At 60.7% G+C, this 20998-nt stretch carries 25 protein-coding genes, 1 other RNA gene and 1 pseudogene; 15 read left to right on the forward strand and 12 right to left on the reverse strand.

Features of this window, described 5'->3' with window-relative positions:
* Positions 1 to 5: 5 nt before the first annotated feature.
* Positions 6 to 188, forward strand: a non-coding RNA gene (gene ssrS, locus KBY49_RS02565) — 6S RNA.
* 40 nt (positions 189 to 228) lie between these two features.
* On the opposite strand, the gene KBY49_RS02570 is transcribed toward ssrS, so the two are convergent.
* Complete coding sequence (locus KBY49_RS02570; protein ID WP_254933200.1) at positions 229 to 1518, reverse strand: cytochrome P450; 1290 nt, start codon at positions 1516 to 1518, stop codon at positions 229 to 231.
* Positions 1519 to 1727: 209 nt separating this feature from the next.
* On the opposite strand from KBY49_RS02570, the gene KBY49_RS02575 reads away from it, so the two are divergent.
* From KBY49_RS02575 to KBY49_RS02600, 6 genes are all read left to right on the forward strand, one after another.
* A complete protein-coding gene (locus tag KBY49_RS02575; protein ID WP_396099534.1) occupies positions 1728 to 2405 on the forward strand; it encodes a peroxiredoxin-like family protein in 678 nt (225 codons plus the stop codon).
* A gap of 20 nt (positions 2406 to 2425) precedes the next feature.
* The gene (locus KBY49_RS02580) at positions 2426 to 3997 is read left to right on the forward strand and encodes a cryptochrome/deoxyribodipyrimidine photo-lyase family protein (protein WP_254933202.1); all 1572 of its coding nucleotides are present in this window, start codon (positions 2426 to 2428) and stop codon (positions 3995 to 3997) included.
* A gap of 178 nt (positions 3998 to 4175) precedes the next feature.
* The gene (locus tag KBY49_RS02585) at positions 4176 to 4832 is read left to right on the forward strand and encodes a DoxX family protein (protein WP_254933203.1); all 657 of its coding nucleotides are present in this window, start codon (positions 4176 to 4178) and stop codon (positions 4830 to 4832) included.
* 80 nt (positions 4833 to 4912) lie between these two features.
* Complete coding sequence (locus KBY49_RS02590) at positions 4913 to 5056, forward strand: chlorophyll a/b-binding protein (RefSeq protein WP_254933204.1); 144 nt, start codon at positions 4913 to 4915, stop codon at positions 5054 to 5056.
* Positions 5057 to 5295: 239 nt separating this feature from the next.
* Positions 5296 to 5532: a chlorophyll a/b-binding protein gene (locus KBY49_RS02595; RefSeq protein WP_254933205.1), complete on the forward strand. Its 237-nt coding sequence runs from the start codon at positions 5296 to 5298 to the stop codon at positions 5530 to 5532.
* A gap of 18 nt (positions 5533 to 5550) precedes the next feature.
* Complete coding sequence (locus KBY49_RS02600) at positions 5551 to 5703, forward strand: DUF2256 domain-containing protein (RefSeq protein ID WP_254933206.1); 153 nt, start codon at positions 5551 to 5553, stop codon at positions 5701 to 5703.
* Here the strand turns inward: KBY49_RS02600 and KBY49_RS02605 are convergent.
* Positions 5700 to 6347 (reverse strand): NAD(P)H-dependent oxidoreductase, encoded by a 648-nt coding sequence (locus KBY49_RS02605; RefSeq protein WP_254933207.1) that lies wholly within the window; start codon positions 6345 to 6347, stop codon positions 5700 to 5702. The two genes, KBY49_RS02600 and KBY49_RS02605, sit on opposite strands and share 4 nt — an antisense overlap.
* A gap of 72 nt (positions 6348 to 6419) precedes the next feature.
* On the opposite strand from KBY49_RS02605, the gene KBY49_RS02610 reads away from it, so the two are divergent.
* On the forward strand, positions 6420 to 6824 hold the full coding sequence (locus KBY49_RS02610; RefSeq protein WP_254933208.1) for a hypothetical protein: 405 nt from the start codon (positions 6420 to 6422) through the stop codon (positions 6822 to 6824).
* Between the two features lie 13 nt (positions 6825 to 6837).
* On the opposite strand, the gene KBY49_RS02615 is transcribed toward KBY49_RS02610, so the two are convergent.
* Positions 6838 to 7122 carry a DUF2103 domain-containing protein gene (locus KBY49_RS02615; protein WP_254933209.1) on the reverse strand — a complete coding sequence of 95 codons (285 nt, stop codon included), beginning with the start codon at positions 7120 to 7122 and terminating at the stop codon, positions 6838 to 6840.
* 12 nt (positions 7123 to 7134) lie between these two features.
* The gene (clpS, locus tag KBY49_RS02620) at positions 7135 to 7491 is read right to left on the reverse strand and encodes an ATP-dependent Clp protease adapter ClpS (protein ID WP_315856985.1); all 357 of its coding nucleotides are present in this window, start codon (positions 7489 to 7491) and stop codon (positions 7135 to 7137) included.
* 18 nt (positions 7492 to 7509) lie between these two features.
* Between clpS and petN the strand changes: the two genes are divergently transcribed.
* From petN to KBY49_RS02635, 3 genes are read left to right on the forward strand one after another with little or no spacing between them, the layout of a single operon-like run.
* The gene (gene petN / locus KBY49_RS02625) at positions 7510 to 7611 is read left to right on the forward strand and encodes a cytochrome b6-f complex subunit PetN (protein WP_254933210.1); all 102 of its coding nucleotides are present in this window, start codon (positions 7510 to 7512) and stop codon (positions 7609 to 7611) included.
* A 47-nt stretch (positions 7612 to 7658) separates the two neighbouring features.
* Positions 7659 to 7811 carry a hypothetical protein gene (locus tag KBY49_RS02630; protein ID WP_254933211.1) on the forward strand — a complete coding sequence of 51 codons (153 nt, stop codon included), beginning with the start codon at positions 7659 to 7661 and terminating at the stop codon, positions 7809 to 7811.
* A gap of 29 nt (positions 7812 to 7840) precedes the next feature.
* The gene (locus tag KBY49_RS02635; protein WP_254933212.1) at positions 7841 to 9109 is read left to right on the forward strand and encodes a hypothetical protein; all 1269 of its coding nucleotides are present in this window, start codon (positions 7841 to 7843) and stop codon (positions 9107 to 9109) included.
* On the opposite strand, the gene psb29 is transcribed toward KBY49_RS02635, so the two are convergent.
* Entirely contained in the window at positions 9066 to 9812 is a 747-nt protein-coding gene (psb29, locus tag KBY49_RS02640) for a photosystem II biogenesis protein Psp29 (protein ID WP_254933213.1), read from the reverse strand. The genes KBY49_RS02635 and psb29 overlap by 44 nt on opposite strands.
* Before the next feature lie 75 nt (positions 9813 to 9887).
* Here psb29 and clpP point away from each other — a divergent pair, with 75 nt between their 5' ends.
* Positions 9888 to 10478, forward strand: coding sequence for an ATP-dependent Clp endopeptidase proteolytic subunit ClpP (clpP, locus tag KBY49_RS02645; RefSeq protein WP_254933214.1), 591 nt, complete (start codon positions 9888 to 9890; stop codon positions 10476 to 10478).
* Here the strand turns inward: clpP and ftsH are convergent.
* From ftsH to pyk, 4 genes and pseudogenes are all read right to left on the reverse strand, one after another.
* On the reverse strand, positions 10475 to 12412 hold the full coding sequence (gene ftsH / locus KBY49_RS02650) for an ATP-dependent zinc metalloprotease FtsH (RefSeq protein ID WP_254933215.1): 1938 nt from the start codon (positions 12410 to 12412) through the stop codon (positions 10475 to 10477). The two genes, clpP and ftsH, sit on opposite strands and share 4 nt — an antisense overlap.
* A gap of 67 nt (positions 12413 to 12479) precedes the next feature.
* Positions 12480 to 12755: a DUF1830 domain-containing protein gene (locus KBY49_RS02655; protein WP_254933216.1), complete on the reverse strand. Its 276-nt coding sequence runs from the start codon at positions 12753 to 12755 to the stop codon at positions 12480 to 12482.
* Between the two features lie 124 nt (positions 12756 to 12879).
* A complete protein-coding gene (locus tag KBY49_RS02660; protein ID WP_254933217.1) occupies positions 12880 to 14109 on the reverse strand; it encodes an ABC transporter permease in 1230 nt (409 codons plus the stop codon).
* A gap of 12 nt (positions 14110 to 14121) precedes the next feature.
* Positions 14122 to 15573 (reverse strand): annotated as a pseudogene (gene pyk, locus KBY49_RS02665) (pyruvate kinase); the annotation flags it as partial.
* 58 nt (positions 15574 to 15631) lie between these two features.
* Here pyk and KBY49_RS02670 point away from each other — a divergent pair.
* The gene (locus KBY49_RS02670) at positions 15632 to 15961 is read left to right on the forward strand and encodes a nucleoside triphosphate pyrophosphohydrolase family protein (RefSeq protein WP_254933219.1); all 330 of its coding nucleotides are present in this window, start codon (positions 15632 to 15634) and stop codon (positions 15959 to 15961) included.
* A gap of 38 nt (positions 15962 to 15999) precedes the next feature.
* Positions 16000 to 16464, forward strand: a complete 465-nt coding sequence (locus KBY49_RS02675) for a hypothetical protein (protein WP_396099536.1) — start codon at positions 16000 to 16002, stop codon at positions 16462 to 16464.
* Here KBY49_RS02675 and KBY49_RS02680 read toward each other — a convergent pair.
* Genes KBY49_RS02680 through ilvA form a run of 3 tightly spaced genes read right to left on the reverse strand, consistent with a single transcriptional unit; the run spans position 16461 to position 18999 of the window.
* On the reverse strand, positions 16461 to 16748 hold the full coding sequence (locus KBY49_RS02680) for a YggT family protein (protein WP_254933220.1): 288 nt from the start codon (positions 16746 to 16748) through the stop codon (positions 16461 to 16463). The two genes, KBY49_RS02675 and KBY49_RS02680, sit on opposite strands and share 4 nt — an antisense overlap.
* A gap of 35 nt (positions 16749 to 16783) precedes the next feature.
* Positions 16784 to 17359, reverse strand: a complete 576-nt coding sequence (scpB, locus tag KBY49_RS02685; protein WP_396099249.1) for an SMC-Scp complex subunit ScpB — start codon at positions 17357 to 17359, stop codon at positions 16784 to 16786.
* A gap of 41 nt (positions 17360 to 17400) precedes the next feature.
* Positions 17401 to 18999, reverse strand: coding sequence for a threonine ammonia-lyase, biosynthetic (gene ilvA / locus KBY49_RS02690; RefSeq protein ID WP_254933221.1), 1599 nt, complete (start codon positions 18997 to 18999; stop codon positions 17401 to 17403).
* Positions 19000 to 19073: 74 nt separating this feature from the next.
* On the opposite strand from ilvA, the gene dxs reads away from it, so the two are divergent.
* A complete protein-coding gene (gene dxs, locus KBY49_RS02695; protein WP_254933222.1) occupies positions 19074 to 20993 on the forward strand; it encodes a 1-deoxy-D-xylulose-5-phosphate synthase in 1920 nt (639 codons plus the stop codon).
* Positions 20994 to 20998: the final 5 nt, after the last annotated feature.

The raw sequence follows: 20998 nt of genomic DNA on the forward strand, positions 1-20998 counted from the left end.
CTGGCGATGAACTGCTGTGTTGGTGACTGCCTTTCACAGTTTTCTGATCTGACTCTCTTTCGACATGGGGGGTCTGCAGCGACGGCAAAGTAAACCGGCCTCGTAGCCGGAAACGGAGCCACGCCTTTGACCCCCCTTCTGGTTCTGCCAGGTCGAACACTGGGGCAAAACGGCACGGCGGTTCACCCTTTTCCAGATTGGCTATTTCCGCTTCGATTCAGGTGGCGATCAGGATGGCCTTGGGCCTGATCGCACTAGCAGACCATCCTTGGGAGAAGGGCTGGGAATAACCCTGAGGGTCAAGTCCTGTTCCGGTTCCAATGCCAGGCTCAGCTGCTTGAGAATCCCTACTGCAAGTAGGCGAATTTCCAGCTCAGCCAGGGCCTTGCCAAGGCAGACCCGTTCGCCACCTCCAAAGGGCAGCAGGGTTGCTGAACTGCATCGGTCGTAATGGCGCTTGGGCTGGAAGTTTCCAAGATCTTCTTCGTTGTTGCCGTGGATATGGCTGGCGCTGATGCTTACCTGCACCACCCTGTTGGCCGGGACCAGCACATCTGCCAACACAATTGGCTCCAGGGTTTTGCGAAAGAAGCCGCCCACGGGCGGGGCAAGCCTCATCACTTCCTTCAAAACGGCATCAAGTCTTGGGGCTCGGCTTGCGTCGTAGGCCGTTACGGCCTCCCCTTCGCTCGGAGGCCAGGCCAATTCAGCCAGCTCCTCTTGAAGCCAAGCCAACTCTTCAGGGTGCTCCAGCAACTTCAACAGCAGACAGCTAAGGGATGAAGCTGTGGTTTCGTAGCCGGCAAATAGCAGCAATAGCAGTTGTTCTGCTACGTCTTCATCGCCCAGGCTGAGGCCAGCTTCATCCAGGCCGCCAGCAAGTAGGTCGAGCCCACCGCTGGCGAGGGCAGATCCTTTCGCTGCGGCTTCCTGGGCCTCCCCCAGCAGTTTCAACAGTCTTCTAAGTAGCCGTTGGCGAGCCTGAAGCGCACGGGAGTAGGCACTACCTGGCAGGGCAAATGGCAGGGAAAAAAGGCCCTGACACCAGGTTTCGAAGTCAACGAAAAGGTCTTCGCGATCAACAGCATTGAGCCCTAAAACCGTGCTGGCAATCACGCTGAAAGCAAATCGCCTCAGCTTTGGAACCAGGGCCACGGGATTTGCTTCGGCGAGTAAATCTTGCCGGAGTTCATTTACCAGTTTCACGATTGCCGGGCTGTAGCGCCTAAGAGCGGCTGTAGTAAATAGCTGCCCCACAACACGACGACGGGCTTTGTGCTCGGCCCCATTTCGATTTGCCAGGGATAGGGGGCCCAGCAGGTTGCGCACGCTGTCTGGCCACCAGCCCTCTATGGCATCGCCCTGGGCGAAGAGGTCCTGGATGGCCCTATCTCCCCTAATGAAAACTGTGCGCTGCCCCAAAAGGGTGGTGCCATAGACATCGCCGTAGTGCTCAAAGCGCGAAAGGGCGAAATTTGGATCACGCAGGAAGGAGAGGGTTTCGATTATTCCAGTCACAGCAGGTGTGATTGGCATTGGTCGAAGCGTGGCGGCTTCTTTTGTCAACAGGCAACCTCCAGGGCAATTACGAGGTTGTCTAATCGCTACGGCGAACTGCCCGCTTGGGCGCGCCAACATGAACTGCCTTGTTGCAACCTGTCCCCATGTCCAGCCCTGCCAATCCCGGTCCTGCGCCCCTGCTTGAGCGTCTGGCTGGCGTGGCCGAGATGGGGCCTGGGCGGCGCCGCCTAGTGCTACTTCTTCCCCAGCTGGGGGATTTTGACAGCATCGAATACGCCCAGGTCCTGGTGCCTGTGCTGCCGAAACTGGAGTCCGCCGGCATCTCCGTGTTGGCGATCGGTATCGGCCAGGCTGCCGGTGCCGAGCGGTTTTGCGAGTTCACTGGATTCCCCCGCGATCGACTGCTTGTCGACGCCGAACCCCAATTGCACCGTGACCTGGGGCTGTATCCGGGGTTGGGTCAGATCGGTGGACCCTGGCCAAACCTACTTTTGATGTGTGCCGGCATTGGCTCTCCCGGCACCTTGGCTGAGGTGTTGCGCGGTTATACGGGCGATCGCCAAGCCCCCCAGCGCATCGCCGACGATGAAACCATCCATGCCGGGCCCCTGCCGCCGATCAAGGGTTCGTTCTTTGCCCGGGCCGGAGGCACTGGCTTCCAGCGCCCCTTTGAGTTGGCCACCGTCAGGTTGCGCAACATGGCCGAGGTGGTGGGCCACTGGCGCACCTATGTGCCTTGCGACGACTTCCTAACCCAGCGGGGTGGCACCTTCCTGCTGGATGCAGACGACTCTGTTCTCTATAGCTACCTAGACAAGGGCATCCTTGGATTTTCCGAAACCATGGCCAGACCACTCAGCTTCCTGGATCCCTTTCTCGGCTGAACAAGTCGGTACGCATCCCTATGGGCCCCCTACAGGTTGTGTGGTTTAAGCGGGATCTGCGCACCGCAGACCATCGCCCCCTTGTGGAGGCGAGTCGGCGGGGTGCTGTGCTGCCCCTGTATGTGGTGGAGCCCGACTACTGGCAGCAGCCAGATAGCTCCGAGCGCCAATGGCAATTCTGCCGTGAAAGCCTGCTGGAGTTGCGCGATTGCCTGGCCCGCCTTGGTCAACCCCTGGTCGTGCGTATTGGCCAGGTCGAGCAGGTCTTGGAGCGGGCCCATCGCCAGTTTGGTATTGCCAGCCTGTGGAGTCATGAAGAAACCGGCAATGGTTGGACCTACGCCCGTGATCTGCGGGTGGCGACCTGGGCACGGCATCACTCGATCGAGTGGCAGGAAATTCCCCAGTTCGGTGTAAGTCGACGGCTGGCAAGCCGGCAGGGCTGGGCACGCCGTTGGGAGGGGCGCATGGCCGAGGATCTGGTTGCTCCGCCGCCCCAACTCGAGACCCTTTCCGGCCTGGAGCCAGGTCCGATACCGAGCTCCCAGGAGTTAGCCCTGGCGCCGGATCCATGTCCGGGTCGTCAGCTGGGCGGTCGCAGCCAGGGGATAGGGGAGCTGCAGAGTTTTTTGGCTAAACGCAGTCGCCGCTACCAATCTGAACTTTCAAACCCGAGCACGGCAGTGGTCAGTTGCTCGCGTCTTTCACCGCACCTCAGCTGGGGAACCCTTTCTTTGCGCGAGGTGGTGCAGCAGACCCGGCAGCGCCGCGCTGGCTTGGCAGATGCGACCGGGGACCGCTACTGGAGCCGCTCCCTACAGCGCTTTGACGAGCGCCTTCACTGGCATTGCCACTTCATTCAGAAGCTCGAAAGCCAGCCGAGCCTCGAATTCCGCGAGCTCCATCCCGCCACGGCCCAGCTCCGCAGCAGCGAACCAGAACGACTTACGGCCTGGGCAACCGGTTGCACTGGCCTGCCGTTTGTGGATGCCTGCATGCGCTCCCTAATTGCCACGGGCTGGCTCAATTTCCGAATGCGGGCAATGTTGGTTTCGGTGGCCAGCTACCAGCTGTGGCTCCCCTGGCAGGAGAGCGGCCTCCACCTGGCCCGGTTGTTTGTGGATTACGAGCCCGGAATCCACTGGAGCCAGTGTCAAATGCAATCAGGCACCACCGGCATCAATTCAATTCGCATCTACAACCCCCTCAAGCAGGGCCTCGACCACGATCCCCAGGGCCAGTTCATCCGTCGCTGGATACCCGAATTGCGCCAGGTGCCGGCTGTGTATCTCCATCGGCCTTGGACCATGGATCTGCCAACCCAGGAGCGGGTGGGCTGCCTGTTGGGCTCCAGCTACCCACTGCCGATCGTCGACTGGGTAGAAGCTGCAGCTACTGCCCGTAGCAAGATCTGGGCCCTGCGCCAGCAGGAGGGATTTTCGGCCTTGGCCAGTGCCATCCACCAACGCCATGGCTCCAGGCGTGCTGGTGCCAGGAGTCCTGGACCCAGGCGCTCCAATTCGCGCTCCAGTTCCCGCAGCAGAGCAGCCCGGTTGGAGGCCGAAGGTCAGCTATGCCTTGACCTGGCCTGAAGCTCCGACCCTTTGTAACGACCTGGTTACATTTGCCGGCCCAGGCGGGTCTGGCTAGGGCTTTGGATCTGGGCCTAGGGGCTGAGAGTTGCTGGCTTGACTGGAATGGGCGCCCATGGTCCGCCTGCTTCACGATTCTTAATTTGGCCTGCCAAGATTTCATAAATGCTTTTTTGCAATGTCAACTTCTTTGCTGCTGGAGCTGATCGGGGGCTTTGCGGGGGGCTGCTTCGCCCTCTGGCTAGCGAGCCAGAGTCTGCCTTCGCCCCGTAATTCCGTTTTGGCGGGATTTGCTCGAATCAGGCCAACCCTCCTCTCCTACCTGACAGGCCCAGGAAAACTTGCTTCCTTCGGTCTTTTGCTGCTGCGTCTCAGCATCGGCGTGATGATGATCCACCACGGCCAGGAGAAACTCGCAGACCCGCAGCAATTTGCCAGCACCTACGTGGCCTCGTTGCACCTGCCTTTCCCCCTGTTTTTTGCCTATGCCGCCGGTTTCTCAGAGTTGATTGGCAGCTGGCTTGTGATCCTCGGGCTCCTTACGCCCATTGGAGCCCTGGCCCTCACCGGCACCATGGCAACGGCTGCCTACCAACACATCCTCACGGCTGGCCTGAACATTTACGTGCTGGAGCTGGTGGTGCTCTATCTGGGCGGCAGTTTGGCGTTGCTGTTTAACGGTCCAGGGCGCTTCTCCTTTGACGCCGCAATGTTGCCCCAAGTTTTGGAATCCCTTGATTCAATCAACCCTGCTCCGGAATCTGGGGATTCGGCGGCCTCGGAAGCGTTTACCCCAGCGGCCATCCCGGTGGAGGCCTTCGATCGGGTTGGCTGAATCTGGCAGGGGCATCGGATCCCTGGCTTGCAAACGCCTGTCACAATGCGTTACAGTTTTCGTAACAATCCGCAACACCCATGGCTGATTCCACCTCCCGCTTCGGTTTTGTTGAATTCGCTGAAACCTGGAATGGTCGCCTAGCCATGCTCGGCTTCGTGATTGGCCTGGGCACCGAGCTGCTCACCGGCCAGGGCATCCTTTCCCAAATCGGCTTGGGTTGATCGCTGTGGAAACTGATTACACCGCTGCCATTGCCTTTTTGATTGGCCTAGTAGTTGTTTTTGGTGGCATGAGTACTTACGTACTTAGCCGCCCCACCGACCTTTCTCAGAGATCCTGATGGTCGCGGCAATCACCGTTTTGCTTTTTAGCTCTTGGGTGATTACAGCCCTGAGCCAGCCGGATTTAGCTGGTTGATTCTTTTTACACCCTTACCCGTTCTGGGCATCCGAGAAAAAACATGACCAATTCACCTGCAGGCCGCGAATGGCTTGAGCATCGGGCAGAGGAACTGATCCTTATGGAACAGCTCAAGCGTGTTGAACTCTTCAATGGCCGTGCCGCCATGTTGGGCTTAGTTATCGGCATCATCACAGAAGGCCTTACTGGTTCTGGTATTGCCCATCAAATTGGCCTGGGAGCTCTGGTTGACGGCTTTGCTGCCTGCCGCACCCAGTTTTTGCCCTTCTGTTTCTAAGGGCTACTTATCTACCTGATGGCTGATCACATCGGGCGACCATCAAAGATTTGCCCGGCCTGTGGTCGGGCTTTTCAATGGCGCAAAAAATGGAAGGCCGTCTGGGAAGAGGTGCGCTATTGCTCGGAGCGATGCCGCCGCAGACGATCCCCTGCTTCGAAAGGTTATTAGATGTGTTCGATTAGTTCGCCCGCCGGGTAGCGCACTTTGCCCAGGCTGGCGTACTTATCACTTGCATCTCGGTAGCCCGCTGCGCAGACCACGCAGCTGCGATAGGGGCTTTCCTCCAGTTTCAGGATCCTGTCGTATTCGGCGGGTGAAAAACCCTCAATCGGGCACGTATCGACCTCAAGCAATGCCGCAGCGGCCATAAATGTGCCAAGGGCGATATACACCTGGTTGCTGGCCCATTGGCCAATTTGTTGACTGCGGGGACCGTTGATCAGGTCCTTGGCGATCATTTCCCGGTAAAAGCCAAGCGATTCACTTTCCACCGCTCTGGTCTCGGCCATGCAGCTGATCAAGCGATCGGCTTCGGCCGCCTGAATGGTGCGCTCGGCCAAAAACACCACCAGGTGGGAGCCATCGGTGATTTGGCTTTGATTCCAGGAATGGGGCCGCAACTCAGCCCTCATCGCTGGGTTAGTTATCACCAAAAACTTCCAGGGCTGTAGGCCATAGCTAGACGGGCTCTGGACCAGGCTGTTTTCCAGGGCGGCCCAGGTGCTGGCGTCGATCTGCCGCTGGGGATCAAACACCTTGGTGGCGTAGCGCCAGGCCAGGGCTTCGTTTAGCTGCTGGGCAGTGATCGCCATGGCTCGAACTAGGGATGCTTGAGCGTCATTGTGGGCCTTGGCTCCCCTGACTGCACCACCCTTCCGTTAGCGATGCCTGTCTTCCAGAACGCCTTTGGCTCCCTGCTTTCCCTGGCACCGAGCCCCCTATTTGCCAAGGCACGCCAGCTGTACCTGCGCAAGTACCCCCTCGAAACCACCCCCGCGGCCAGTGCAGAGCCCCTGGCCAACTTCCGAACATTTCTCCTGGAGGAAACGGTTCAGGAATCCAGCGAAGGCGTGTTGCGGGTTCGATCGGAAGGCTTTGCCGTGGTCCATTGGCAGGCAGGCCAAACAACCCTCTCCAACTACCGCACCTATCTGCTGCAGCGCTGGCAAATCGAGCCAGACAGCCTCGAATTGATGGTTGAACCATGGTTTCGAGAGGGCGGAGCCTGGGCCCTCTTTCGCACTCCAGCGGTCTACGAACGCTCGTTTACCCCCGCACCCCAGCCCTAGCAATCAGCTGGCCCTAGCTGGCGTCGGCCGCCAGGTTATTGAGCCGCTCCTGTAGCAGCTCCTGACTCCAGTTGCAAACCACAAAGACCTCCTGGGCACTTGTGCCCCGGCGGGCCATCAGCTTGTAGCCCCCCCGAATCGGCGCCGATACCCGTAGCCGCAAACCAATTGATCGCCCTCGTACCCGGCTGATCACCGCCGGGGTGATGGTTTCAATCCCCGGTTCCTTGACCAGCTTTTGCAGCAGGGGGATCAGCCCCTCCACATAGGTGCTGTGGGTGATGACCAGGCGACCCATTGCTGTCCTCGGTTAGGCCGCCTCGAGGGGAGCCATGGTGAGTCCCTCGGCGCCGAGTTGCTGGTGGTAGAGCTCGGCCTGCTCCTGGGGCCCGCTCCAAACGATCGCTACCCCCTCCTGGTCAATCCTGTGGGCTAATTCCCAGGCCTGGTCGGGCTGCATGGCAGGGATGTAACGCACCAGGCAATCCACCACATGCTCAAAGGTATTGACCTCATCGTTGAGCACCACAACCTTGAAATTGGGATAGGGGGCCCGCACCAGGCTTCTCTCTTGAACAGTCTGGCGTCCTTGAACAGCTGCTACAAAATTGGGGGATATGGCCAAGGCAGGGGCTCGCTCCAGATCCCAGCCTAGGTAAGCTGCCATCAGCTTTTGTTTGACACCATGCTGATTACCGCTGGTTGGGCGTCGCTTGCAGCCCTGTTCAGCTTCTCGATCGCCATGGTTGTTTGGGGTCGCCATGGCGACAACAGCATCAAGTTCTGAGCTGCTGTCAGCGCGATTTTTGAGCCTTCCTTCGGCGATCCCTAGCTTTGGCTGAGCTCTCCATTTCAAGCTCCCAGCTGCTCTCAGGCCTGGCCGTAGTGCTGTTGGTCTTTGTCAGCGGCGGAGTTATCTATCTCTCCACAGTTGAATGGCGCGACAGACGGCGGCGCAAGGCTGGCCCAACTTCCCGTCGCAGCTAAGGGCAACTTCTGCAGCGGTAGGCCTGCTGGTGATCTTGCCGGCCCTATCCCTATCCCTGTTCCCCAGGCCCAGGGCCCAGGGACTGGAGCGCCTACTCGGCCACGCATCCCTGCTGCAGAGCTTTCCGGTTCAGCCCCGCTTGGCTACGCCGCCCCTTTGGAACCAATTGCTGGGCCCCCAACTTGCCAACCAGGCCTGGAATCGCCCCGGTCTGTGGTGGCAATTCTGGGCTGAACACGGCAATGGCCAGCCCTTCCTCGCTATTTCCTGGGCGGCCCTTTCCAGCCAGGCCCAACGCCAGCTTCCTGCCAACAGCCTGCGGGTCGATGACCTCCTGGTTGTAGCTCCAGATCCCCTCTCCCAGAAGCTGTTGGGCGGGGAGTTACGCACCAAGCAAAGGCGGGGCAGGGGCCTGGATCAGCGCTGTCTGGGCCGGCTCCAACAGCAACAGTCCGTTTACTGGCGCCCGGCCGGCCTGGGGGCCCTGCTTGGTCCGATGGCTCCCCTGTTGCAGCGCTTCCAGCAGGGCTGCATGAGCTTTGAGCTGCAAGGTAACCAGCTCCTGTTTTCCGGGGAGAGCACCGCCACCGAGGGCCTCTGGGTGGATGGCCTGAGGGCGTCTTCCCCCAGCAACAGCAGCCAACCCCTTGATGCAAAGGTTTTGCTCGAAATGGGCGGCCCTGGCCTGGGAATCCTGCTCGATGGTTTGTTGAACCGCCAGTTGGTTCGCCAGCCCCTGCAGGACCGCTATGGCATCGGCGCTTCCCAGCTCGCCGTAATCCGCAAAACCCCATTTGTTCTGCAGCTCAGGCCCGTGGCCAAGGGGCCCTTCCAGGCAGCTCTGCAATTGCACCTGGCCGTTGGCAATCAGCGACGGGCCTGGGCAGAGATTCTCCAGGGCCTGCGCCAACCCCTGCTGGCCCAAGGCCTGAGCGACGGACCTGCAGTCCCCAGTGCGCCCGCGGCGACAATCCGCTCCACTGCCCTGCCTGCGGCCCAGTGGCGCAATGGCGACGGCGTCCTGTTGGGTGGCTGGCGCTGGCTCGTCCAAGCGGGCCGAGACCCCGAGCTCCTGGTTTTCCTTGGCCCCGATCAAGCTGGCCCCGATCCCGCTGGCTCCTATACCCAAACAGAGCTACGCCTCAGGCCAGCGGCCCTAGCCCGGCTGAACCTGTTGCCCCCCGATTTGCCGGGCGCCGTGCAGAGGTCCGTGCAGCTAGAGCTGGCCGCGGGAGGTGTCCCATCCCAACCACTCAGCCAGCTGTCGGGGCGCTTGCAATGGGATCGCCTTCGCTAGCCGCTTCTCCACTGGCTGCAGCCGCCGCCCCAGCCTTGCTTTCCTCAAGAATCCGTTCGCGCTTGCGGCGATCAGCGGCGAGGGTTTCTTCCATTAATTCAACCGCCTGGGCCATCTTCTCCAGGTTGCTGGCATAGAGGCTGATGTCCTTGTCGAGGCGATCGCGCATCAAGCCCATCGATGCGCCCAGGTCGTGGGCATAGCTGCGCAGGGCTGCCTGGTCCATGGCGTCGGCGCCCTGGGCCTGCTCAAGCAGGCACAAAAGACCAACGGCCATCAGCCTGGAGTAGTGGAAATCTGGCCGCTGGATGCTGGCAAGTGCCGAGGCCAGGGGCTGGGGAGCCCCCTTGCCCTGCTGCTCAACCCATTGTTTTACCGCATCAACACTGTGCTCACCCATGGCAGCCATGGCGGATTCAGCCTGCTGGCGCAGCTTCTGGGCATCGAAACCCGAGGCACTGCAGAGGGCTGAGAGCAGTGCCTGGCGATGGCCTTCGGGCTTGTAGCCCTTGGCAAAGCCGTCAAATACCTGGATCAGGCCGCAGGCAAAGAGCGCGTCGGCCTGGAAGCCCTGTTGCCGGCTGAGCAGGTGCAATTCCACCAACAGCTCGTCCACCATGCGGCGGTGCAGCGGAGCAATCACATAGGGGAAGGCCTGGTGGAAGGCGCGCTTGCTATCGGCAACGGTTAGGGCAACGCCCACGCTTGTACTCCTAAGGGTCCGACGACCCTAGCGGCTCAAGATCAGTAAGATCGAGCCAGATTTCAGACTTGCCCCATGATCCCGATTGTCATTGAAGAGTCGGGCAGAGGCGAAAGGGCATTCGACATCTATTCCCGCCTGCTGCGGGAGCGCATCATCTTCCTCGGCGAACCGGTCACTGCCGAATCAGCCAATCGGGTTGTGGCCCAATTGCTGTTTCTGGAGGCGGAGGATCCCGAAAAAGATATTTTCATGTACATAAACTCCCCGGGGGGCTCCGTATATGACGGCCTCGGCATCTTTGACACCATGCAGCACATCAAGCCCGATGTGCAGACCGTGTGTGTGGGCCTAGCAGCCTCGATGGGTGCCTTCCTGCTCTGTGCTGGCACCAGGGGCAAACGCAGCAGCCTTACCCACTCGCGGATCATGATTCACCAGCCCCTTGGCGGGGCTAGGGGCCAGGCCAGCGATATCCGCATCCAGGCCGATGAGATTCTCTATCTCAAGAAAAAGCTTAACCAAGAGTTGGCCGACCGCACCAGCCAGCCCCTCAGCCGCATTGAAGAAGACACTGACCGCGACTTCTTCATGTCTCCGGCTGAAGCGGTGGCCTATGGCCTAATCGACAAGGTGATCGAAAAGCGCCCAGTGCGGCCTGTTTAGGAGGCTGCAGAATCCTTGAGCAGGGGTGAATAACGCTCCTTCTCAGGGATGGTGGCGAACTCGCTGACGATTGCCCGGAATTCGTCGCCATCAAGGCTTTCCTTTTCAATCAGCAGTTCCACAACCCGATCCATGCAGTCGCGGTGGGCGGCCACCAGGCTCACGGTTTCTGCGTAGCAGTTGTGGACCATCTCCCGCACGGCATCGTCAACCTTGCTGGCGAGTCGATCGGAACCGTCGCTGCGGGTCATCAGGTCGCGACCAAGGAATACCTCCTGGTTGCCAGCCTCAAGGGAAAACTGACCCACCTCACTCATGCCGAAACGGGTAACCATTTGGCGTGCAATGGAAGCCACCTGCTGGATGTCGCCGCCTGCTCCTGTGGTTACTTCTGCGTAGCCAAAGACCACATCTTCTGCTGCCCTGCCGCCGAGGGCACCCATGATGCGGGCCCGCAATTGGGAGCGGCTCACCAGCATCTGCTCCTCATCTGGGGAGAACCAGGTGAGGCCCTGGGCTTGGCCCCGGGGAATCAGGGTTACTTTCTGGACTGGATCGTGGGCCTTAACCAGGGTGCCCACTAGGGCGTGGCCGACCTCGTGGTAGGCGATCAGGCGCTTGCTACGGCCATCGGTGAGGGGCTTGCCCTCCATGCCGGCGATGATCCGATCAACGGCATCGTCGATTTCAGCTAGGCCAGTTGCCTCCTTGCGGCGGCGAGCGGTAAGGATTGCCGCCTCATTCAGCAGGTTTGCTAGATCGGCTCCCGAGAAGCCGGGGGTGCGCCTGGCAATGGCCTCAAGACTCACATCATCGGCAAGTTTCTTGTCGCGGGAGTGCACATTCAGAATTGAAAGCCTGCCCTTGATATCAGGCACATCTACCTGCACCTGACGGTCAAAGCGACCAGGCCGAAGCAGGGCTGAATCGAGCACATCCGCCCGGTTTGTGGCGGCAATGATGATGATGCCGCTATTGCCCTCAAATCCATCCATCTCTGTAAGCAACTGGTTGAGGGTCTGCTCCCTCTCGTCGTTGCCACCGCCTACCCCAGCTCCCCGCTGACGACCAACGGCATCAATTTCGTCGATAAAAATTATGCAGGGGCTGTTCTCCTTGGCCCGCTTAAACAGGTCACGCACCCGGGAGGCGCCCACGCCCACAAACATCTCCACAAATTCGGAACCAGAAAGGGAGAAGAAGGGCACGCCGGCTTCACCGGCAATTGCTTTGGCAAGCAGGGTTTTACCCGTACCAGGGGGGCCCACCAGAAGCACACCCTTGGGAATCTTTGCGCCCACAGAGGTGAAGCGCTCAGGCGTCTTGAGGAAGGTAACCACCTCTTGGAGGTCCTGTTTGGCCTCTTCGACCCCAGCCACGTCGTCAAATTTGACGCCCGTTTCGGCTTCCATGGCAAAGCGCGCCTTGGTCTTGCCGAATTGCATCGCCTGGCCTGGGCCGCCTGGCATGCCGTTGGACCGGCGCGCCAGAAGGATTAGGGAGCCGATTAGGAGCAGGGGGAAGAGCAGGTTGCCCAGCAGGCCCAGCACTGGTGGGGTGGGCTTGGGGGGATGGATGTCGAAGCTGATGCCCTGCTCCTTGAGCTTGTTGACCAGCTCAGGGGCCAGGCCAGGCAGGTCGACCCTTAGGCGTTGAACCCGGTTGTCGAGGTCCGGATCTACCGCCTCTATGACGGCACTTCGGCCGCCATCAAAAATATCCACCGCCGTTACCCGGCCAGCGTCCACGTAGTCGAGGAAGCGGCCGTAGCTCATGCGGGCCACCGCAGCATTGCGGGGGGCCACCGTGGCTGGAGCAGCTCCGGTGCTGCCCAGTTGGGCCGTTCCACCAGAGCTGAGGAGCTGCCATCCGAAGAATGCGGCCACTGCAAGGGGCAGGGCCCAGAGGGCAATCAGGCGCCAGCGCTGGTTCATAGCTGAGAGACTTGTTTAACAACTGTAACGTTGCCGCCCCACCTCCGTTTTAGTTGCTAGCCGGCTATCAGGCTGCCACCCAGTGCTGTTGGGGCTGGGCTTGTTCCTGGGGTTTGGGCTGGGGTTGCTCCAGGAGCAGGGTTGAGGCCAAAAAGTGCTCCACCAGTTCTGGTCCACCCAGGCTGTGGGTCCAAATTTCAATTTCAGCGCTCTTGGGGCATTCAAAACTGAGCAGGTCGAAGGGAAACACCACCCGCTCTAAAAAGAACTCTTCAGGACCAACACAGCGCAGGATCACCATCCGATCGGTTGCGTTGCGGTAGCCGCAGGCGAAGAGCTCCACGATGAATTGCCAAATATCTCCCTATCAAGACATCACCAGAACCACTGCCCCCGTAGCAGTTGGCACAGATTTGTCTTTTTCAGCATTTCTTTGGTTTTTGGCCGGTTCAATCTCCACGGCTGGCCTAGAGGCTGCGGAGGGCTGCGATCGGATCTAGGCGCGCTGCCCGTCGGGCGGGCACCACCCCAAAAAACAGGCCGATCGAGCCAGAGAGGAGCACCGTCACCAAAACCGTGCCGGCCCCAATTGTGGCGGGCAGGGGAGTTACGGCGGCCACGATGCCAATGGCACCCATGCCTAGGCCGCTGCCGATCACGCCCCCCAGGATTGAAAGCACCAGGGATTCCACCAGAAATTGCAACAGCACGTCGCCACTGCGGGCCCCAAGGGCCTTGCGCAGGCCGATTTCCTCGGTGCGTTCGCTAACCGATACCAACATGATGTTCATGATTCCGATGCCGCCCACCAGCAGGGAAACGGCGCCAATGGCCCCCAGCATCAGGGTCAGTCCACCGGTGATCGTGCTCACAATTGTCAGGGCGTCCTTCTGGGAGCGCACGGCAAAGTCGTCCTCCCGCAGGATCCGGTGCCGCTGCCGCAGCAGATTGGTGATCTGAAAACTGGCGGCCCCGGTGCTCTCCTGATCCCGGGCTTCCACACTGATGAAATTGAGGCTCACCCCATAGGTGGGATCCCTGCCCGACAGCTGGCTGACCATGGCGGTCAGGGGCACATAGGCGTTCTCATCCTGGTTTTGGCCAAATACGGCACCCTTGGCCTGGAGTAGGCCAATTACTTCGAAGGGTTGGTTGCGAATCCGCAGTTGGCGGCCAATTGCTGGTTTGTTGCCAAAGAGCTTGGTGGCCAGATCCGGGCCAATCACGGCCAGGTTGCGGGCCCCCTCTAAATCGCCCTTGCTGAAAAAACGTCCCTGGGCCACCTCGAACTGGCGGACCGGTAAAAACTCTGGGGTCACCCCGGCAATGGAGGTGGAGCTGCTCACCTCCCCCGCCTGGACCACCTCAGAAAGGGTGATTTGGGGAGCCACCCTTTTGACGCTCGGCACCTGCTCGGAGATTGCCTTGGCATCCTCAAGCACGAGGGTTTTGGGAAAGTCGATGCCCTGACGCCGGGTGTCGTTGTTGCCTGGCACCACAAACAACACGTTGGCCCCCAGGTTGCTGAGCTGGCCTTCGGCGAGATTTTGGGCACCCCTGCCCACGCCCACAAGGGTGATCACCGATGCGTTGCCGATCACGATGCCCAGCATCGTCAGCAGACTTCTCAAGCGGTTTGCCCTGAGGGTGCTCAAGGCCATCCCAACGGTTTCAGCCAGGGGCAGATTTTTGGCCATGGCTGCCTACTAAACCGAGGTGCGCCTACCCAGGATGTCGGCCACGGTGCCCACCTGAACTAAATCAGTCGAACCACTGACCCCCAGCACTGTGCCGGCGGTCTGAACCACCAGGTCGGAATCCTGGAGCAGGCCAAGGTGCTTGGCCTGGTCAATGGCCACCGCAAAGGTCAGGGCCGGACTGTCCTGCTCTTCCACCAAAAGGGGATTGACGCCCCAGACCAGCTGCAGCTGGCGGGCCACATCCTTCTCGCTGGTGATCGCCAGGATTGGGGTGCTGGGCCGGAACTTGCTCACATTGCGGGCCGTGGAACCGGATTTTGTAAGCGGCAGGATTGCGGACGCATTCAGTTGTCTGCCGATACTGCCAACGGCCTGGCAGATCGAATTGGAAATGCTTGAGGCCATGTGGTTGTCAACCACCCGGTGGGGGTAGTCCCGCTCAATGCGCCTGGCAATGGTGGCCATGGTGGCCACAGCTTCCACGGGGAAATCGCCCACGGCACTCTCGTTTGAAAGCATCACCGCATCGGTGCCATCGAGAATGGCATTGGCCACATCGCTCACTTCGGCCCGGGTGGGCCTGGGGCAGGACACCATCGAGTCGAGCATTTGGGTGGCGGTAATCACCGGAATGCCCATGCTGTTGGCCTTGCGGATCAATTCCTTCTGTAGCAGCGGCACCTCCTCGGCGGGCATCTCCACCCCCAGGTCACCCCTGGCCACCATCACGCCATCGCAGAGGGGCAGGATGTCGTCGATCTGGTCGATCGCTTCGAACTTCTCAATCTTTGCCACCACTGGCGTTTCATGGCCGTGGCTGCGGATCAGGTCGCGGATTTCGCGCATGTCCGAGGGGTTGCGCACAAAGCTGAGGGCTACCCAATCAACCCCCTGGGCCAGGCCGAATTCCAGATCCACCCGGTCCTTATCGGTAAGGGCGCGGATCGACAGCTGCACATCCGGGAAGTTCACCCCCTTGTTGTTGGAGAGCACCCCTCCCACTGTCACGGAGCAATAGAGGGTTTGCAGGCCCTGGTCGACCCGGTCGACCACCATTTCAACCCGACCGTCGTCGAGCAGGATCCTGCTGCCTGGCACAACCTCATCCGCCAACTTGTCGTAGGTGACATTGGCGATGCTCTGGTCGCAGGAAACGTTCCGGGATGTAAGGGTGAAGGGATCTCCCTTGGCCAGGGTGATGGGGCCTGCGGCAAAGCGGCCCAGGCGAATTTTGGGGCCCTGCAGGTCCTGCAGGATCGCAACGTGGATGCCTAGCTCTTCACCAACTTGGCGAATAGTGGCGATGCGGGCAGCGTGCTCGCTGTGGTCGCCGTGGGAGAAATTGAGGCGGAAGGTGGTTGCGCCGGCCCCGATTAACTCGCGCAGCATTTCAGCTGATTCGGTGGCCGGACCGATTGTGGCCACGATCTTGGTGCGACGAGTCAGATCTGGCTTCGGCATCTGATGGTCATCGGTAAGTCGGAAACTACCATCCGGGCTCCCATCCCCAGGCGTTTCGATGGACTTTCAGGCCTACCAACAGCAGTCCCGCTCAACCGCCCGCTACCCCGGCGCCGGTGCAAATCCGATCTACCCCACCCTTGGCCTGAGTGGTGAAGCGGGCGAAGTGGCCGACAAGGTAAAGAAGGTGCTGCGCGACCAGGGCGGCATTTTTTCGGCCGAAGCGGTGGCCAGCCTCAAGCTGGAATTGGGGGATGTGCTCTGGTACGTGGCCCAACTGGCCACAGAGCTGGGCCTAGACCTCGACCAAATCGCCCAGTCCAATCTCGACAAACTGGCCAGTCGCGATGCCCGTAACGTGATCTCAGGCAGTGGCGATAACCGTTGAAGAGAACTAGCTCGATCACCCTTGGGCCCAGCAAGCGCCTGTTGCTGGCGGGCCTGACCAGCTGCCTGGCCCTACTGCTGCTTTGTTGGCCAGCTCCTGCCTCGGCTGCGGAGCTGGCTGTTGCCGAGGTGACCCTCGAGCCCTGTCCTGCGGGGGATGCCGGCGCCCAACCTGAATTGAGCCGCCCAACTGGGGCCAGTTGCTACGCCCTGAGGGGGGTGGTCACAAATCCCACTAAAAAGATCGTGGCCGATACGGATGTCTTTGCCCTGATCCTGGATTCGAGCGGTGAACCCGTGCTCCAGAACCGCACCAGGGTTGGTTCGATTGGCGATGTGCCCCCCGGCAAATCGAGCTTTGCCCTGCGCCTGGCCGTGCCCTCAGGCACCCCTGGTCCGATCACTTTCCGTAGCGTTAAGGCCCGCGGTTTCAGTGCCCCGGTGCGCACCCGTGCCGGTGCCGACGACGAATTGCTGCCCCTGGAGCAGGAGCTGCTTGGCTAAAGGCTGCTGGCCAGCAAGCTGACGCTGGCGCTGCCGAGAAGTTGCTGGCCAAAGCTCAGGGCTAGGAAGGCCAAAATTGACGAGATATCCAGGCCGCCAATCGGTGGGATCAGACCCCGAAAGGCATTGAGATAGGGATCCGTAATCGAGCTAACCGTTGCCAAGAGGGGGTTGCTCCAATCCAGATTTGGGAACCAGCTCAACAGCACCCTTACCAACAGGATCAGGGAGTAAATCTCCATTGTCCGGCTGAGCACACTCAGCAACAGGGCAAATATTTCCATGGACCTAGGGGTGAAAGGAACAGCGTTTTAAGAATCTAGGCAGCCTCCTGCCAGTCCCCTTCCTTTTCTGGCTTGTCCACACTTGCACTTTTTGAGCGGGGCTGGATTTCATCGGTTTTGACGGCGAAGGTGCGATGAAATTTCTCGCTAAGGGTCAGCCAAAAGGAACGCCCTTCGCTCTGGCGTTTGCGCTCGATGAAGTTTTGGGCCAGCAATTCCTTGATGTGGTCGTAGGCGCCTGATCCCCGCAACTCCACCAGATCCGATTGCAGGATCCGCTTTTTCAGGGCAATCGTCGCCAGGGTGCGCAGGGCCGCCGTGGAGAGATCCACCGGCAAAAGGTTTTGGACCAGGTCACCCAGGCCATCGCGCAGTTGCAGGCTGTAACGCTGGCCTTCCTGGCGCACCTCCAGGGCGGTTTCGCGGTGGGCGTAATCGGCCATCAATGTGATCAGACCTATCTCCGCCTCCTCCCTGCTGATGCCAGCTATCGCCGCCAACTCAGCCAGGGTCATCGCCCGACCCTTCAAGTAGAGGATTGCCTCCATGCGGGCTGGCAGGGAGAGCCCAGCCAGGGCTTGCGGGTTAGCACTACTCAACGGCCCTCCCATCGCCAATGGCCGAACGGTACCGCAGCTATTTGGCTTTGGCCCTAGGCCTGCACACCGTTTGCAAGAACTGGGCTGCTACCCAAAAAAAGCCCGTAGGCGGGGTTGGCTGTTTCATCCACGTATTCGTAGCCCAGGCCGGTTAAAAAACTCAGCCATTGCGGTCTTTCGGCTGGGGGAACCTGCACACCCACCACAATCCGGCCCACATCGGCGCCGTGGTTGCGGTAGTGGAAGATGCTGATATTCCAGTTGGGGTGCAGGCTGGTCAGGAAGGCCATCAAGGCCCCAGGGCGCTCTGGAAAGGCAAATCGATAGAGCAGTTCCTCGCTATGGCCCTCCCCATTGCCACCCTCCGTGCCGGCTGCCTTCAAGGCGCTGGCCGGCAGCCGCCCGCCCACCATGTGGCGCAAATGCAGTTTGGCGAGTTCGTTGTTGGATAGGTCGAGGCAGGGAAAACCTGCCGCCGTGAGATCCGTGATCAGTTGCTGCTCGTCGGCGCTGCCGCTGGTTTGCACCCCCACAAAAATGTGGGCCACCTTCGGATCGGCAAGGCGGTAGCTGAATTCAGAGAGATTTCGTTTGCCCAGCAGGGTGCAGAAACGCCGCAGGCTTCCTGCCTCCTCTGGGATCTCCACCGCCAACATCGCTTCGCGGTCTTCACCTATTTCGGTGCGCTCCGCCACAAAGCGCAGTCGATCGAAATTCATATTTGCGCCGCAGGCCACGGCCACCAGGGTTTGCCCCTGCAGGCCCTGGGCCGCCACATCTGCCTTCATGCCTGCCACCGCCAGGGCTCCGGCCGGCTCAAGGATCGAGCGGGTGTCTTCAAATACGTCTTTGATGGCGGCACAGATCGCATCGGTGTCCACGGTCACCATCCGATCCACGCAGCGCTGGGCCAGGGCAAAGGTGAGCTCGCCCACCTCCCTTACGGCCACCCCATCGGCAAACAGGCCCACCTGATCGAGCCGCACCCTTTTGCCAGCCGCCAGGGATTGGGTCATGGCATCGGCATCGGTCGGTTCGACACCCACCACCTGGACCTGGGGCCAGAGCTCTTTTACATAGGTACCAATTCCGGCAATCAGGCCACCACCGCCCACCGCCACATAGATCACATCGGGCGGATTGGCGCATTGGCGCAGGATTTCCATGGCAATCGTGCCCTGGCCCGCGATTACATCGGGATCGTCGAAGGGATGGATAAAGCTGAGGCCCCGCTCCTGCTCCAACCGCCTGGCCTCCCTACAGGCCGCGTCGTAGTTGTCGCCAAACAAAACCACCTCCGCACCCCGGGCGGCCACCGCCTTCACCTTCATCTCTGGGGTGGTGACTGGCATCACGATCACCGCCTGGCAGCCCAGCTTTTGGGCCGCCAGGGCCACCCCCTGGGCGTGGTTGCCCGCACTGGCAGCGATCACCCCCTTGGCCAGATCCGCCGCTTCGAGGTGGACCATCTTGTTGAAGGCGCCCCGCAGCTTGAAGCTGAAGACCGGCTGCAGGTCTTCGCGTTTAAGCAGCACCTTGTTGCCGAGCCGGGCTGAGAGGTTTGGCGCCGCTTCCAAGGGGGATTCAATAGCCACGTCGTAGACGCGGGCCCGCAGGATTCGCTGGAGGTAGTTGGCTTCGGCCTGACTCATGCTTCCAGTGTCGCAATCCGTACAACCCGGCAGGGCGAAAGGCCTAGATTGCACGCCAATTAAGGGCCCGTTGCATGCACCTCAGCGAGCTGAGCCATCCGAACGAGCTGCACGGCCTCAGCACCGCTGAACTGGAAGCCATTGCCCGCCAGGTGCGCGAGCGCCTCCTAGAGGTGGTCTCCACCAGCGGTGGCCACCTGGGCCCTGGGCTGGGGGTGGTTGAGCTCACCCTGGCCCTCTACCAAACCCTCGACCTAGACCACGACAAGGTCGTCTGGGACGTGGGTCACCAGGCCTATCCCCACAAATTGCTCACCGGCCGCTACAAGAGCTTCGACAGCCTGCGCCAGAAGGACGGGGTCGCCGGCTACTTAAAGCGTTGTGAGAGCCGCTTCGACCACTTCGGCGCCGGTCATGCCTCCACCTCCATTTCCGCTGCCCTGGGCATGGCCCTGGCCCGCGATCGCCGCGGCCTGGATTTCAAGTGTGTGGCCGTAATTGGCGATGGCGCCCTCACCGGTGGCATGGCCCTGGAGGCGATTAACCATGCGGGCCATATGCCCCACACCAAATTGCTGGTGGTGCTCAACGACAACGACATGTCGATCTCACCGCCGGTGGGGGCCCTCTCCACCTACCTGAACCGGATGAGGCTCAGCCCACCCCTCCAGTTTTTACAGGACAACGCCGAGGGGGCGATCAAGCAACTTCCCTTCCTCCACGGTGAATTGCCCTCCGAGCTCAAGAACCTCAAGGAGAGCATGAAGCGCCTGGCCGTACCCAAGGTGGGAGCTGTGTTTGAGGAGCTGGGCTTCACCTATATCGGCCCGATCGATGGCCACAACATCGCCGAGATGGTGCGCACCTTTGAGCAGGCCCACCGCACCGATGGACCGGTGCTGGTTCACGTTGCCACCACCAAGGGCAAGGGCTATGCCTTTGCCGAGGCCGACCAGGTCGGCTACCACGCCCAATCAGCCTTTGATCTGAAAACCGGTAAGGCCTACCCCTCCAGCAAGCCCAAGCCCCCGAGCTACAGCAAGGTCTTTGGCCAGACCTTGGTCAAACTCTGCGAACAGGACCCCACCGTGGTGGGCATCACCGCCGCCATGGCCACGGGCACGGGCCTTGATCTGCTGGAAAAGGCCTGCCCCCAGCAGTATTTCGATGTGGGCATCGCCGAGCAGCACGCCGTGACCATGGCCGCCGGCATGGCCTGCGAGGGGGTCAAGCCCGTTGTGGCGATCTACAGCACTTTCCTGCAGCGGGCCTACGACCAACTGATCCACGACGTGGGCGTCCAGAACCTGCCGGTCACCTTCGTGCTCGATCGGGCCGGCATCGTTGGCGCCGATGGTCCAACCCACCAGGGTCAATACGACATCAGCTACTTCAGGGCCGTTCCCAATTTCACGGTGATGGCCCCTAAGGATGAGGCTGAGCTGCAGCGCATGTTGGTGACCTCCATTCACCACAGCGGCCCCTGTGCATTGCGCATTCCCCGGGGCGAAGGCGAGGGCGTGCCCCTGGCGGAGGAGGGTTTTGAGCCCCTGGAAATCGGTCGCGGTGAGTTGCTTACCGATGGCGATGACCTCCTGATCGTGGCCTATGGCGCCATGGTGGCTCCTGCCATGGCCACGGCAGGACTGCTGCAGGAGCAGGGTGTGCGGGCAGCCGTCATCAATGCCCGCTTCCTGCGTCCCCTTGATGAAGCCCTGATCCTGCCGATGGCCGAGCGCATCGGCAGGGTGGTCACCATGGAGGAAGGAAGCCTCGCCGGTGGCTTTGGCTCAGCCGTGGTGGAAACCCTCGTAGACCACAACGTCCTGGTGCCTGTCTACCGCATCGGCATTCCCGATGTGCTGGTCGACCATGCCACCCCTGACCAAAGCAAGCAAAGCCTGGGCCTCACCCCAGCCCAGATGGCCGATTCGATCCTGCAGCGTTTTCAGCCTGCCTTCAGTAATCAAAACCGCCAGGCGGTTGCCGTTTAGGGCCC

The organism is Cyanobium sp. WAJ14-Wanaka (assembly GCF_024345375.1).
Taxonomy (GTDB): domain Bacteria; phylum Cyanobacteriota; class Cyanobacteriia; order PCC-6307; family Cyanobiaceae; genus Cyanobium_A.

What these genes read in the sequence shown, in the direction of transcription:
- KBY49_RS02575 (WP_396099534.1), top strand. Translation starts at nt 1,728, where the DNA reads ATGGGGCCTGGGCGGCGCCGCCTAGTGCTACTTCTTCCCCAGCTGGGG.
- KBY49_RS02580 (WP_254933202.1), top strand. Translation starts at nt 2,426, where the DNA reads ATGGGCCCCCTACAGGTTGTGTGGTTTAAGCGGGATCTGCGCACCGCA.
- KBY49_RS02585 (WP_254933203.1), top strand. Translation starts at nt 4,176, where the DNA reads ATGTCAACTTCTTTGCTGCTGGAGCTGATCGGGGGCTTTGCGGGGGGC.
- KBY49_RS02590 (WP_254933204.1), top strand. Translation starts at nt 4,913, where the DNA reads ATGGCTGATTCCACCTCCCGCTTCGGTTTTGTTGAATTCGCTGAAACC.
- KBY49_RS02595 (WP_254933205.1), top strand. Translation starts at nt 5,296, where the DNA reads ATGACCAATTCACCTGCAGGCCGCGAATGGCTTGAGCATCGGGCAGAG.
- KBY49_RS02600 (WP_254933206.1), top strand. Translation starts at nt 5,551, where the DNA reads ATGGCTGATCACATCGGGCGACCATCAAAGATTTGCCCGGCCTGTGGT.
- KBY49_RS02605 (WP_254933207.1), bottom strand. Translation starts at nt 6,347, where the DNA reads ATGGCGATCACTGCCCAGCAGCTAAACGAAGCCCTGGCCTGGCGCTAC.
- KBY49_RS02610 (WP_254933208.1), top strand. Translation starts at nt 6,420, where the DNA reads ATGCCTGTCTTCCAGAACGCCTTTGGCTCCCTGCTTTCCCTGGCACCG.
- KBY49_RS02615 (WP_254933209.1), bottom strand. Translation starts at nt 7,122, where the DNA reads ATGGGTCGCCTGGTCATCACCCACAGCACCTATGTGGAGGGGCTGATC.
- clpS (WP_315856985.1), bottom strand. Translation starts at nt 7,491, where the DNA reads ATGGCAGCTTACCTAGGCTGGGATCTGGAGCGAGCCCCTGCCTTGGCC.
- petN (WP_254933210.1), top strand. Translation starts at nt 7,510, where the DNA reads ATGCTGATTACCGCTGGTTGGGCGTCGCTTGCAGCCCTGTTCAGCTTC.
- clpP (WP_254933214.1), top strand. Translation starts at nt 9,888, where the DNA reads ATGATCCCGATTGTCATTGAAGAGTCGGGCAGAGGCGAAAGGGCATTC.
- ftsH (WP_254933215.1), bottom strand. Translation starts at nt 12,412, where the DNA reads ATGAACCAGCGCTGGCGCCTGATTGCCCTCTGGGCCCTGCCCCTTGCA.
- KBY49_RS02660 (WP_254933217.1), bottom strand. Translation starts at nt 14,109, where the DNA reads ATGGCCAAAAATCTGCCCCTGGCTGAAACCGTTGGGATGGCCTTGAGC.
- KBY49_RS02670 (WP_254933219.1), top strand. Translation starts at nt 15,632, where the DNA reads ATGGACTTTCAGGCCTACCAACAGCAGTCCCGCTCAACCGCCCGCTAC.
- KBY49_RS02680 (WP_254933220.1), bottom strand. Translation starts at nt 16,748, where the DNA reads ATGGAAATATTTGCCCTGTTGCTGAGTGTGCTCAGCCGGACAATGGAG.
- scpB (WP_396099249.1), bottom strand. Translation starts at nt 17,359, where the DNA reads ATGGGAGGGCCGTTGAGTAGTGCTAACCCGCAAGCCCTGGCTGGGCTC.
- ilvA (WP_254933221.1), bottom strand. Translation starts at nt 18,999, where the DNA reads ATGAGTCAGGCCGAAGCCAACTACCTCCAGCGAATCCTGCGGGCCCGC.
- dxs (WP_254933222.1), top strand. Translation starts at nt 19,074, where the DNA reads ATGCACCTCAGCGAGCTGAGCCATCCGAACGAGCTGCACGGCCTCAGC.